Source organism: Serratia sp. H1w (genome assembly GCF_000633355.1).
Lineage (GTDB): Bacteria > Pseudomonadota > Gammaproteobacteria > Enterobacterales > Enterobacteriaceae > Chania.
The window spans coordinates 52,204-66,397 of sequence record NZ_AYMQ01000057.1 but is presented as its reverse complement, the minus strand read 5'-3'; the positions used below and the strand labels follow the sequence as shown (position 1 = coordinate 66,397).

The 14,194-nt window shown below is 55.1% G+C and carries 6 protein-coding genes and 1 pseudogene; 3 read left to right on the top strand and 4 right to left on the bottom strand.

Annotated elements, in window-relative coordinates:
- Window positions 1-2: 2 nt before the first annotated feature.
- A pseudogene (locus U869_RS29425) lies at window positions 3-1,083 on the top strand (linear amide C-N hydrolase).
- A gap of 287 nt (window positions 1,084-1,370) precedes the next feature.
- Window positions 1,371-2,657: an alpha/beta fold hydrolase gene (locus tag U869_RS0114495; protein WP_025120873.1), complete on the top strand. Its 1,287-nt coding sequence runs from the start codon at window positions 1,371-1,373 to the stop codon at window positions 2,655-2,657.
- 161 nt (window positions 2,658-2,818) lie between these two features.
- Here U869_RS0114495 and pbpC read toward each other — a convergent pair whose 3' ends face one another.
- The 4 genes from pbpC to U869_RS0114475 form a co-directional block, all read right to left on the bottom strand.
- A complete protein-coding gene (pbpC, locus tag U869_RS0114490; protein ID WP_025120872.1) occupies window positions 2,819-5,182 on the bottom strand; it encodes a penicillin-binding protein 1C in 2,364 nt (787 codons plus the stop codon).
- A 55-nt stretch (window positions 5,183-5,237) separates the two neighbouring features.
- Window positions 5,238-11,228, bottom strand: a complete 5,991-nt coding sequence (locus U869_RS0114485; RefSeq protein WP_025120871.1) for an alpha-2-macroglobulin — start codon at window positions 11,226-11,228, stop codon at window positions 5,238-5,240.
- Between the two features lie 71 nt (window positions 11,229-11,299).
- Window positions 11,300-11,755, bottom strand: a complete 456-nt coding sequence (locus tag U869_RS0114480) for a hypothetical protein (RefSeq protein ID WP_025120870.1) — start codon at window positions 11,753-11,755, stop codon at window positions 11,300-11,302.
- 148 nt (window positions 11,756-11,903) lie between these two features.
- Window positions 11,904-12,230, bottom strand: coding sequence for a YqcC family protein (locus U869_RS0114475; protein ID WP_025120869.1), 327 nt, complete (start codon window positions 12,228-12,230; stop codon window positions 11,904-11,906).
- Between the two features lie 154 nt (window positions 12,231-12,384).
- Between U869_RS0114475 and U869_RS0114470 the strand changes: the two genes are divergently transcribed.
- Window positions 12,385-13,623 (top strand): MFS transporter, encoded by a 1,239-nt coding sequence (locus U869_RS0114470; protein ID WP_025120868.1) that lies wholly within the window; start codon window positions 12,385-12,387, stop codon window positions 13,621-13,623.
- The last annotated feature ends 571 nt before the right edge of the window (window positions 13,624-14,194 follow it).

Here is a 14,194-nt window from a genome sequence, read left to right as displayed (position 1 = left end):
AGATGAACTGGAATACAACGCTTTCGCTGGCTACCGTTTTACTGTCGGTACTCAGCCTCCTGCTTTCACCACAGTTGGCGATGGCCTGCACTCGCGCGGTTTATCACGGCGAAGATAACCTGGTGATCACTGGCCGCACGATGGACTGGAAAGAAGACCTGCACTCTGACCTATGGCTTTTCCCGCAAGGGATGGAGCGTAACGGCAATGCTGGCAGCAACTCTATCAAATGGACAGCTAAATACGGCAGCGTCGTGACTTCCGCCTATGGTATTGCGACAACCGACGGCATGAATGAAAAAGGCCTGGTAGCCAATCTGTTATGGTTGGTTGAATCCCAATACCCGGCATTCGATGGCCAGAAGCCAACCTTATCGTTGGCGGCATGGGCGCAGTATGTGTTGGATAATTTCGCTACGGTGCAAGAAGCGGTAAACACGCTGGAAAACGAGCCCTTTATCGTCGTGACCGGCGGCGTGCCTGGCCAGCAACGTATGGCCGCCCTTCATCTGTCGCTGTCAGATGCTAGTGGTGACAGCGCTATGTTCGAATACATTAACGGCAAGTTGGTGATCCACCATAGCCGTGATTATCAGGTTTTGACCAACTCCCCTTCCTTCGATCAGCAATTGGCCATCAACACATACTGGCAAGGGATTGGCGGTAACGTCATGCTGCCGGGCACCAATCGTGCTGCCGACCGTTTTGTACGTGCCCAGTTTTATATCAACGCTATCCCGAAATATCATCAGGCCAGGCTGGCTGCTTCTAGCGTACTGAGCGTGATGCGCAATGTTTCCGTGCCCTTTGGTATCACCACCCCTGACGAACCCAATATATCATCCACCCGTTGGCGCACATTGGCCGATCAAAAGAACAAGCTGTACTATTTTGAATCGGCACTGGGCAGCAGTACTTTTTGGGTAGACCTGAAGCAGGTGGATTTTGCTGCTGGTGCACCGGTAAAAAAAACTGACATTGGGTAAAGATGAAATGGCAGATTTTAACGGTGAGGCTTCCGCAGAGTTTAAAACCAGCCCTCCCTTTGAGTTCCTTGCCGCAGACATAGCAGATAACGGCTGACCCCGCGCAATACCGACTGGTGGCTCCCTGCCACCAGTCCCTGCTTTGCCTTCATTCGCCTAACAGCCCTTATCCAAAAATAATCTTTTCCGCATAGCTTAAATTTCAACCAGCAACGCGTTTGCCAAGTCCCTTTCTCCTGTTACGCTGATGCTCGCTCTTAGAAATCGGGAACACTGTTACCTGTCGATAAAATGGGGCGGCTTGATATGATCCAGATACAAACCTCTTTGACATTAAAATAACCGCAACAAAAAAGAGAGCACACCTCTAAGGATGAGAAAAACATGAGTGTTGAAAGAGAATATTTGTTGCCAGCGATATGGGTGCGTGAACATGTTGTTCAAGTCCCGCTCAATTGGTTCGATAGCCAGGATGCCCGCACCATCGAAGTCTTTGCCCGTGAATTGGTTGACCCGTTGCGCCGCGATGAACAACTGCCTTGCCTGCTGTTTTTACAAGGTGGCCCAGGGGGCAAAAGCCCACGTCCTACGGCGCGCAGCAGTTGGATTGCCGAAGCCCTGAAAAGTTACCGGGTGATCCTGCTCGATCAGCGTGGCACCGGGCGCAGCACACGCATTGAAGGTAAGAGTCTGGCCGGGTTAACCGCTCACCAGGCGGCAGATTACCTGGCCTGCTTCCGCGCCGATTCGATCGTCAGCGATGCCGAATATCTGCGTAAAAACTGCTTTGGCGATCGCCCGTGGAGCACGCTGGGGCAAAGCTACGGCGGCTTTATCACGCTGACCTATCTTTCCCAGGCACCAGAGGGTCTGCACTGCTGCTTTATGACCGGCGGCCTGTCCAGCCTGCAACCCGATGCCGATGAAGTCTACGCTCATACCTATCCGCAGGTGGTGGCCAAAAACCGCATCTTCTATCAGCGCTACCCGCATCTGGAGCCGTTGATCGCCCAGATTGCCGACAAGCTGGAACAGCAAGAGGTGTTGCTGCCCGATGGCGATCGGCTGACCGTACGCCGCCTGCAAAGCCTGGGGATCGTTCTTGGCATGAGTGAAGGCTACGAACGGCTGCTGTGGCTGTTTGATGAAGCCTTTAACCCGGACGGCGAATTCAGCGACACCTTCCTGTCACAGGTGATGGCACTGACCAGCTACGCGGAGAATCCGCTGTTTGCTGCGCTGCATGAAAGTATTTACGCTCAGGATAAGGCTACCAACTGGGCTGCCGAGCGGCAAAGAGGTAGCTTCGAGGCCTTCGCCGGGGATCGACGCCCGCTCTACCTGACCGGAGAGATGATCTATCCCTGGATGTTCACCGATATCGCCGCCCTACGTCCCTTCAATGAGCCGGTTAAACTGCTGGCCGAGCGCCGGGTATGGTCACCGCTGTATAACAGCGATCGCCTGCTCGACAATCAGGTACCGGTGTTTGCCGCCATTTATTTCAGCGATATGTATGTTGATTTGCAGCTCTCGTTGGCAACGGCGCAGCAGGTAGGCAATCTGACGCCGTGGATCACCAACGAGTATGAACATAACGGCTTACGCGTCGGTAATGTTTTTGGTCATCTGCAAACCATGGCGCAGGAAGCGGGGATTTACCCAAGGTGATCACCCTCACCCCAACCCTCTCCCATAGGGCGAGGGAGCCAGTTCAGCGTCGTTGGCAGCTAATGTGGAACTGCGTAGGGGCGCTGCATGCTGCGCCCGTGTTAGGGCCAAATGCGAGAGTAAAATCGCAGCACAATCGATAGAGGACCAGGGTGAGGGGCCTAGTTCACCAGCTCAATGGTGATCAGGCGACTATCGGCACGACCATGATCGTCTACGGCCCGGATGCGGTACTGGCCATTGTTCACCGGCCGCCAGTCGATGGCGGTTTTACTGGCGCTGCTACCAAGATAAATATCATCGACAAACCAATACACCGTTTTACTGTCCGCGTCCGTTACCGCATTAAAGGCGATTTTGTCACGCCCCTGCTGCGATTGCCGCAAGGTGTAGGTGGTATTTTTCAGCGGTGAAGTAATGCGCGGCGGGCTGCCACTGACCACTACCGCATTATCCTTGCAACGGTTTACCGGCGGGGCCCGCTTGGGCAATCCGGCCTGTGCAAACACGTTGGCCAGATCGGAAGGCCAGAACTCAAACACCTCGGTGCGGGTTTCCGTTGCGTCATACGGCGGGCAAGCCACCTCACCGCTGTGAATATCCAGCACCACCGGACGATAAACGGTATCGACCTTGATCGGTGACTTGCCGGGGATAAACCAGGTTTTCCCTTTCTGCTGGCACCATTGTGTCGGCAGGTTACCGCTGGCCAGACAGATATCCACCCGCTTCAACTGTTTCGGGAACGGGTGCTTCGGCTCCTGCAAGGCCGGATAGCTGGCGTTAATGCTGTCGATGATATTGAAAAATAGCGGGGCAGCCGCTTCGGCCCCCACAAATACGTTATTACCTCTGCTGTCGAAATTGCCTTCCCACACCACCAGCACGTAAGGCCCGAAGATCCCCACGCTCCAGGCATCACGGAATCCCCAGGACGTGCCGGTTTTCCAATAGACCGGCAACGCTGACGAGCGCTGCGCCAGAGTGTCACCAGGCCGACGATGCTGGCGCAGCATATCCAGCGTCGTGTAACTGGCTTCCGCACTGAGCAGACGGATCGGTGGCGGATAAGCATCACTCTTCTGCATCCGCAATGGGCGCAATACGCCCCGGTTGGCCAACAGCGCATACAGCTTCGCCAGTTCTTGGGCAGTAATCTCGCCGCCGCCCAACACCAGCGACAACCCATAATGATTTTCACTGGCCATGTTGGCGATGCCGGACAGGCTTAAAAACTGATAAAACGTGGGCTGTCGTAGCTGGGAAGCCACGTACACCGCCGGAATATTACGGCTGAAATTCAACGCATCCGTCGCCGTAACCGGCCCCAGGAAACGCCGGTCAAAGTTCTCTGGCGCATAGGCACCAAATGACGAAGGCACGTCTTTCAATATGGTCATTGGATGCAGTACGCCCTGCTCCATCCCCAAGGCATAAATAAAGGGCTTGAGGGTCGAGCCAGGAGAACGCTTGGCATTGGTTCCGTTTACCTGCCCCTGGATCTCGCGGTTGTAATAGTCGGCAGAGCCGACCAGCGCCCGTATCCCCATATCACGGCTATCCACCAGTAGCACCGCCGCATTATGGATCCCCCGGCTCTGGTTGCGGACGATAAACGCGTTCACCTGTCTTTCGACCAATCGCTGTAGCCCGGCGTCCAGCTCGGTATCCACACGGGTATCCAACTGCACCAACTGTTGGGTCTGTTGGCGCAACTGTTCAATAAAGTGTGGAGCAATGTACGGCATCCGCTCCGGCTGGCGCAGTGCCAAAGGCAGCTGGAACAAGGCCCGCTGGCTGCTGTCGGTGGCATGCACGCCTTGCCAACGCTGGAACAGGCGGTTGCGGGCCTGCGTCAGGGCTTGTCCCAATACGCCGGTTTTAGGGTCAATACGATAACTTGGGGACTGCGGTAATACCGAGAGCGTCAGCGCCTCTGGCAAGGTCAGATCCTGTGGTGCCTTGGCAAAATAGATCAGGCTGGCGGCACCGATGCTTTCAATATTGCGGCCATAAGGGGCGTAATTCAGATAGGCTTCCAGAATATCGTGCTTGGAGTAGCTGAGCTCCAACTGAACGGCCCGCAGCACCTGCATCAGCTTACCGCCCGGTGTGCGGGTGTTCAGATGCCAATGCATCCGCGCCAACTGCATGGTGATGGTTGAACCGCCCTGCATTTTGCCACCGGCAACGTAGCTACGCCAAAAGCCACGCAACAGGCTGACAGGGTTGAATCCGGGGTTGTAATAGAACCAGCGGTCTTCATGCAGCAAAATACCCTGCACCGCCAACGGCGAGACCTTTTCCAACGGTGTCCACAGGCGATAGCGATCGTCATTGGCCAACGTGAGGCGCATCAGCGTCCCGTGACGATCGTAGTAAACCGTGGAGAAAGGCACCCCCTGCGAAAGAGGAGGATGTGGCCACAGCCGCGCCCCCACCAGGCCCAGCGCCAGCAGAAATACCGCCATCAAGATATTTTGCAGCCAGCGTTTTGCCACAGCAGATGCAGGAAGGATTTTCATTGTGTCTCAGTAACCACGAACCCCGCAGCACAACGCTGCGGGGCATCGAGAGGACTTATTTACTCTCCGCCGGTACCACCACCAGCTTACCGCTGCTGGCCGACATAGCCTGCACTTCACGATCGTACATGGCTTCGCCGTAAGCCGGAGGGATCACAAAGCTACCGGTGTTGGTCGCTTTAATCTGGTAGACAAACTCCTGCACGTCGGTACTGGCGCTGCCATAGATGATCACCCGGTCTTCGCGGATATCGCTGTAATCAGGTGCCCAGGTGGAACCCGAAGCGGCTAGCGGCGACTGCCAACCCCCATCAGTCTCGCTGGCTTCACCGTCTTCGCCTGTTGACTCAGGTTCTGGTGCCGTTTGCTGCACCACTTCAAATCCGCCCGGTAGCAGGTCGACAATCGCCAGATTGCTCTGCCCTTCTTTAGAATTGGCGCGAATCTTCAGATGAACGTTGATCTTCTGACCCAAGGTCACTTGAGTGACCGGTTTGCCTTTTTCATCGGTGTAATCACGCGTCACTTCCAAACCACGAGCAATCGCTTTCTGTGGCGCAGCCAGATCGTAACCAGCCTGAGTGACCACATACCAGGCCGGAGCATCGGCGCTGTTAGCAAAGCGGATAGCTTTGGCATCAGCGGTAAACTGACCTTTGGCAAACAGCCCCATCATCTCTGAAATCACCTGCGGATCGGCGTTACCCTGCTTGCCGAGTTGCGCAATCGTCAGCGAGTCGGTGGCATTGGCCTGCGCCGCTACCTGAGTCGAATAGCTTTCCAGTGCCAGAATGCTCATCGCCGAAGAATACGTGGTGTAACGCTCTTCTTTCAGCGCCTTGACCATGTTCTCCAACACCTGCGGAGGAATGGAGGAAACTTTTTCCGGGAAGTGGCGCGTGATCAGATACAGGCGGGTTGCATCCTGCACCAGCGGGTCGAAGTAATTCTGCGTCCACCAGCCTTTGTCATAGGCTTTGCTCAGTTGCTTCCAGCTCGGTTGCAGCAAGGCATTGGCCTCATCGTCCATTTTCAACAGACGGTAAGACGATGCCAGATACAAGGCACTCAGATCGGTTTTCCAGCTGTCTGGATACAGTTTCTGCAACGTGTCCTGAACCGAGGCCAGCGAGTTGGTGGTAATTTCGCCCTGCAAGGTCAGCAGGTAGACCGCCCAGGTACGCAGGCGCAGATGATACATATCGTCATAACGGCTGGCTGCCAGCTCACGCAGCGCACCGTTGGCCTCTTCCAGCATCCCTACCGGCAAGGCATAACCCGCCGCTTTGGCTGCCAACAGATATTGCACCACATATGGCGTGACGAAAGGATCGGTTTCCGGTGATGAGCGCCAGGCACCAATAGCACCGCTATCGTTCTGGCGAGAACGCAGTACGCCAAGCAGGTCTTTCAGTTGCTTGCTGACTTCGGCCTGGCTCAGGCTGCTCTTCATTTCCGGATGCTGGCTTTGCATGATCAGCGGAATAGAACGGCTGACGATCTGCTCGGAACAGTAATACGGATAATCCGCCAGGTACTGTGCCAGACCGCTGGTCAGCACCAACGGTGAGTGAGATACCGCTGCGCTACGCTGCACATAGGCATCAAACATCTGCCGCAGGCTATCTACATTCTGGCTGCTGCCGCTCATCCGCCCCATCACTGACTGCGTACGGTAAGGCATTGCCGGGCGTACCGAAGTGCTGATAGTACGATGGCTGATTTTATCGCCATAGCGCGCTTCAAACACCAACGGTGCATCACCCAGTGCCGCCTTGGCGCGCAGACGGAAGTTGATCACGCCTTCACGCTTCGCGGCCAGTGACAGGCTTTGTTCGGCCTTACCCACCACTTCCAACTGCGGCGGCGGCGTCAATTGCACGGCGATCGCCACCGGCTTATTCAACCCTTCGAGGTTATTGCTAACCCCGACGCTGACATCAAACTCATCCCCCGGCGCGACCATGGCAGGCACGTTCGGCGTCATGATGAAGTTGTCTCGCACCGTGGTGGAGGTTTGCGCCTTGCCGATTTTGCTTGGCGTGACCGAGATCGCCATCACGCGGATCTTGCCGTTGAAGTAATCCGGTACCGGATAGGTGAACTGCTTCTCGCCGTTCACTTCGGTAATGCCAGACCAATAGGCGACTGGCTTGTCGCGCTTGCGTTTGAACGGATTGAGGTTGAGATCCAGCCCTTCACCCGCATCCCCGCCCGGGGCCGCAGACAGCGCCATCAGCTTGCTGAATTCCGGCAGGATCAGATCGAGGATCTGCGAGCTCTCCACGCTCAGCTCACGCTTGCGGAAGAAATACTCCAACGGATCCTTCAGGCGATAACGCGCGACCTGCAAAATCCCCTCGTCGACGGCAAACAGTGCCACCTGCTGTGGACCATCGGTTTTCACCGTCATCGTCAGGTTTTCACCCGGCTTGATCACTTCAGGGGTCACTATTTCCAGGGCATTTTGGCGGGCCTTGGTGCTGATTTTAAACGGCATGACGCCATAGCTCAGCGGGCTCATAAAGATTTCGCTGGAGTTCACGTCGCGCACAAACTGCACGTTGATATAACCGTTGCCTTCCATCCCGGCCGGAACCCGGATTTTCTGCACCGAGCTGGTAGTGTCGGTGTGGAACCACTGCCAGGCATAGACACGGTCTTTTTCGATGGTGATCAAACCACTGCCGGTATAAGGCGCGTTGATCGCCACTTCGATTTCTTCACCCGGCTGATATTCCGCCTGGTTCAGTTTCAGCTTCAGTTCAGCATTGCGATCCAGCGAGCGGCTGAGGTTGGCGTTGCCCGCCACGCTATAGGCGATACGGTTGAGCACCTTGCCCTGCGCATCTTCAATCACCAGCACAAAGTCACCCGGGGTTTCGGTCGCCAGGCTCAGATTGGTGCCCTGCTCGCTCAGCGCCAGCGGCTGCTCGGACAGTTGCACTTCTTTCATCTTCGACTGGTACTTATAAACGCCCGAATCCTGCTTGGTCAGCACCGAGATATATTTCTGCTCGATCAACACCTGCTTCAGATCGGCGAGCACGACCTGTTTCAGGGAAGGATCGACGGCAATTACGTTCAGATTCCGCGCCGAACCCCGGTTGATGTAGCCTAAATCACCGTCTGGTTTCACACCTACCAGATAGTCATACGGCGACACCAACACCCGAGCCGTAGCGGCAACGGAACGACCGCCGCCGGCCACAAAGGCTTCCGACAGTAGTTGCAGCTGGTAGGTGGCATCCGCGTAGGACTTCAGATCCAGCGGAATATTCGCCACGCCCTGCTCGTTGGTGGTGCGGTCTTCCAGTTCCGTTTCAAAACCGTCGCTATTCTGGCGGTTCTCAAAGAAGGCGTAATCCGGGAAGCGATCAAAGCTTGGATACATCGGCCGCAGCGTCAGCTTAGAGGTGACTCGGCGATCCTGTGCTGGCGTACCAAACAGGTTCTGCACATCGATGTTCGCCTGTAGCTCTGAAGGTTTTACCCACCCTTGCTGGCGGTTTGGCGTCAATTCCAACTTCACCTTCAACTGGTCTGGCTCAAACTCTTTCACGTTGACGGCGGTATGGCCGAGCAAGGTGGAAGTGTCGTTGTTCTTGCCAATCAGATACAGGTAGACGTTCCACTCGCCCGTTGGCGCGTTTTCATCGGTGGTGTAACTCAATTCGTTGAAACCGCTGCCACCAAGAGTGATCGGGATCGTCGTCATCAGTTTGTCGCGCGGATCGCGGATCTCGGCACGTACCGGCACACCCGCCAGGGCGACGCCCCAATCGGCGGCGCGGGTAATCAGACCGATATTGAAAGTATCGCCCGGACGATATACGCCACGATCGGAGAACAGGTAGCTGCTCAAGGTGCGTGGATCGATCGGGGTTTCTTCACCTTGAATATCAAAGCGGGAGAAATCCAGCCCGCGGTCGTTATAGCTGGTGGTTGGCAAGAAGGAGACATCGCCTTCTTTTTCCACCAGGAACATCACCGGCTGGCGTTCATTGGTATAGACATCCAGCGCAGGGAAACGCACGTGTCCATTGGCATCGGTAACCTGGCTGAGCAGCGTCACGCCATTTTTGGCGATCACCGAGACTTTGGCACTGCTGACCGGCGCACCGCTGTGGATCGATTGGACAAACACATCACGCGTTTTATCCTGCGAACGCTTGGCAATAATGCCCAGATCGGTGACAACCACAAAGCGTGAATCCCCGACGCTAGGTGAGTCATCCTCTTCCTGTTCGCCCTGATAACCTTCATCTTCGGCGTTCTGCGTCTTTTTCTTTTCCGGCTGCCATTCTGACAGCGTCAGCAGGAACACGCCGCGGTGGGAGTCCGTGCTGGTCGACAGGTAACGCGAGAGATCGATGCCCTTATAGCTCACTTCACCCGGCTTATCGTTGTTGATGACCGTCTGATATTTGAAGTGTTCGGTAAAATATTCATCGTTGAGCTGATTGAACTGCGCCGAAGAGTATTCGCTGCTCTTGAAAGAGACGATATGCTGCAACTGGCTTGGAATCACCCGCTTGATATCCAACCGCAGGCCAGGCACGTTACGCGCCGCCACGCTGATTTGCTTGTCACCGTTTACCGACAGCAGCGAACCCTGTGACATAAACTGCAAGGTTTTCGGGAAGTCCGGTACTTCGACGATACGATAGACTTTCTCCGGCATTTTATAACCGCCCGACGAGGTCATCAGGTTGCTGATTTCCAGCAGCATGAAGCGGTGAGCCGGTGCGTCAAACTTGAAGCTGAACTGCGGCTGGTAGGTCTCCTCCGCTTCATTCAGGGTCAACGTCAACGGGGTAGACTGGGCCATCACGCTGTTTTCGATGCTCTCGGTCCCGCCCCACTGATAAAAATCATCGGGTTCGTTACTGGCTTCGGAGTCGTTAGGGTTATGTTGCGGCAATAACCAGGCCTTGACCGCACGCCCGGCATCTTTGTCTTTTATCGCATCGCTGAAGGCGACGATCAGCGCACGCTGGCCTTTGGTTCCTTCACTATCGACTACCTGGGCGCTGGCATCCTTCACCGTAAGGCTATACAACGTAGGTACCGTTACCCAGCTGTCATTCGATTGGCTGATCTCATTGGCAGACACCACCGACTTGATACCTTTGCCCAATACCAGATGCACTTTACCACCGTGATCCAGCGCTTTCAGCGGCTCAGAATGCACCCAGGCGTTCAGTTTCTTGGCATCGTAGACCAACGAGAAATTGAGTTTCTTTTCAGATTTGGCACCGGCCTCGATCAACCCCATGGCGATCTGCTTTTCGAAACTGGCAACGTCCACCGGGGCATTGAATTTTACGTTGAAGATAGCGCTGCGCTTTTGCGGATCTTGCGGGTCCTGATAATACTCGGCTTGCCCAAGCTGGTAGTTAAAAGCCGGGGCACTAAAGCTGTAGTTGGTGTTGGCAAGCTTAATCTGCGGGGCCAGCAGCACGGCGGGCTCGAGCTTAACCTCATATTTGCTGCCCATCGGCAATGGGTTTTTCGGCGTGAAGACCAGGGTCCAGGCGTTATTCCACTTCCATTGCCCTTCGAGGGCCGGGCTGATGGAGATGCCTTTTTCCACGACCTTGCCAGCATCGGTCAGCGGTGCCACGGAGTTTCTGAAGGTAAGAGTGACCTGCTGCGGCGCAGATTTCTGCACGGCATAGTTAACCGGTTCAGGATCGGAGACCCGCACGCTGGTTTCCTGATACACCATCGGTGCCGGCTCAATCGGTTGCGGCCGATTAAGCCACCAGTGCCAGCCGTAGAAGGCTCCGCCAGCCGCGCACAACAGCACCAGCAGCGACAGGCTGATGGCTTTGGGATATTTGTCTACCCCACCTTCCAGACGCAGGAAGCCGCGCTTCACCGCGCCGGATACCACTGCCCACCAGGCAGGTGCATTCCAGTTCAGGTTGCCCACCACCGGCTTGAACAGCCGCCCCAGCAGGCTAAAAATCAGGGCCAACAGGCGGAACAGGCCTTTTATCAACGTAAAAGGCAAACGGAGGATAAACTTCAGCAAATCCATGATTGCAGCACCTTTTTAATCCTTGAAGGACACCCAGAGAGACAACATTTCCGACGCCGGAAGCCGAGCTGTTAACAAACTGCCCCCATGCCAAAAATCAGCAACGACACCAATGCAATAACAATAAGCACCACGATTAAGCTGAAAGCAACGCTAAAAGCAAACATGGCAATTTGAAACGCCAACGTGCTCATGCCAAGCATTACCGCAGTATTGACCGCACGTGGGTTTTCTTTGTATACCCCGGCAATCGTACCCAGGATAACGGCACCCACCGCCAATACGGCAATGACGATCTTCAAAATCCGATCGACATTAAAGTGAGGCCGCGAGACCTTTTCAGGGATTTGCTGGCCTGTCAGTGAAGCCAGCAGCGATTCTTTGATGGCCGCCGCCTTGCCCGCGACGAGGCTTTCCAGCGTCTGCTGCGGGGTAAATGGCCCGCCATAGAAATGAACCATCGCCAATAGCAGCGCCAGGCCACCTAGTGCGATCCCCGACCAGCCGAATATATTTTTTCTGAGCATGAGAAACCCTCCGTGGTTACTCGCGATAAAGCGTTTTATGCGCGCCATTATCCACCATTTCCCCAGTGGCGCGGAAACGCTATTTTAGCGAAACGGCGTAAATTGCGCGTTGCTACGCAGAAATCGGTCTTTAGCGTTGAAAGCGCAATTAAAGCTCAATGTTGAGCAGCGAATCCAACCGTTGCAGCAGTACCAGCAGCGGCAGGCAGTTCGGCTGTTTATCTTTCAGCGCTTCTTCAAAATAGGGTGTGATGGCAAAGCGCGTGGGCAACGGCGCATTGGCATCCAGCAATGCATGCATACGAGGCAGCAGCACCCACTGCAACCACTCTTCGGCCAACATGCTGTCGACGCAGAAAGGCTCCGTGCTGGCAAAAGCTTCCGCTTCTGGTGGCGTAAGCTGCCACAGCGCCAGCTCCCGCATGGACTGTTCAATCGCCCGTAAACTATGGCGAACCTCATTTGATGTGCTCATCGGCATTCCTGAACTGTATTTAAGCTTGGTAGTCAGCCAGCGGCTGAGAGTGCCAAAGCATAGCATTTTAGCCCAATGCACCCAATTATATCTGGTGGCTCCCCGCCCGGCACGGCACAATACGCGCACCCAAAAATCACCAATGATAAAAGACATGTCCGCTATCTCTTCTACTAACTATCACGCTACGCCTGGTAAAGCCATGCTGGCTTCGGTAACCGGTTACGCCATGGACGGTTTCGATCTGTTGATCCTCGGCTTTATGCTGCCGGTGATCACCACTGAACTGGGTCTCACCTCATCACAAGCCGGTTCACTGGTGACCTGGACATTGATCGGCGCAGTGATTGGCGGCGTGATCTTCGGCCATCTCAGCGATCGTTTTGGCCGTATCCGCATACTGACCATCACCATCCTGATGTTTTCAGTGTTTACCGGCCTGTGCGCCGTTGCCGTTGGCTACTGGGATTTGCTCGCCTATCGCACCCTCGCGGGGATCGGGCTAGGTGGTGAATTCGGTATTGGCATGGCGTTGATCGCCGAAGCCTGGCCCGCAGAGAAACGCAACCGTGCCTCGGCTTATGTGGGTATGGGCTGGCAGCTCGGCGTGCTTGCCGCCGCTTTCCTCACCCCGCTGTTGTTACCTTATATCGGTTGGCGTGGCATGTTCTTGGTTGGCCTGCTGCCGGCGCTGGTTTCCTTCCTCATCCGCCGCACCATGGGCGAGCCCAAGGAGTTTGTGCAGCAAAAAACCAGCGAACAGCAGCTCTCCTTTACTCATCGATTAAAGCTGCTATTTAAAGATCGCGCCACCAGCAAGGCCAGCCTGGGGATCTTTATCCTCTGTTCGGTACAAAACTTTGGCTATTACGGTCTGATGATCTGGATGCCGACCTATCTGGCGAAAAACTTTGGCTTCTCGTTGACCAAATCCGGCGTCTGGACGGGCGTCACGGTGATCGGTATGACCTTTGGCATCTGGCTGTTCGGCGTATTGGCCGATCGCTTTCCCCGTTGGATCATTTTTGTGATTTATCAGGTAGGCGCCGTAGTGATGGTAATCTGCTACTCGCAACTCACCGATCCTGTGGTGATGCTGTTTGCTGGCGCACTGATGGGCGTGTTTGTTAACGGGATGATTGGGGGCTATGGCGCACTGATTTCTGATACCTACCCGGTGCAGGCACGCGCCACAGCGCAGAATATCCTGTTCAATCTGGGACGCGGCGTCGGTGGGCTGGGGCCATTGGTGATTGGTGCATTGGTTACTCAGGTTTCCTTTACCGCCGCGATCAGCCTGCTGGCAGCCATTTACCTGTTGGATATTTTCGCCACGCTGTTCCTGCTGCCGAAGAAGCAAACTACGGGTGATACGTTGGGGGCAATCGGCTAACACTTTCCCTCACCCTAACCCTCTCCCAAAGGGAGAGGGAACTAAACGTGCTACAAGCTAGCCGCAGCTACGGACCTCGTGGGAGAGAATTGGGGGATATTGGTGGTCTTAACTGACAAGTATTTAGGAGGGGTCGGGCAGAAGTTGCTGTCTGGCCTTTCTCCAGACAAAAAGTTGGGGGCACTGCGTTAACAGTGCCCCCGGTTCGTTTTATAGCTAATCCCGCTACAAGTGTGCTCCCTGCTCAATCCTTGAAAACTTTTCCTTTCGGCCATCCTGACCAAAACAATCCTTCGCAAAATCCTCTAGCATCATCCTGACGCGGTTCCTCGGCCTTCCTGACCCACCAACAATCCTGTGCTGGCTCTCTATCTCCGTCCTGGAGGTGTCCCTGGTTTCAATCCTGAAACATCCTGTGTATCATCCTGATACCAATCCTTTCCACTCTTCCTGAGTGCATCCCTTTCTTCTTCCTGAAGCTGCATCATCCTGACGCTTTCCTGCTCCATCCGGCTTCCTTCCGGTAGACATAGAATCGCTTAATTCCTTTTTATTCACAAGGGCATGTAGG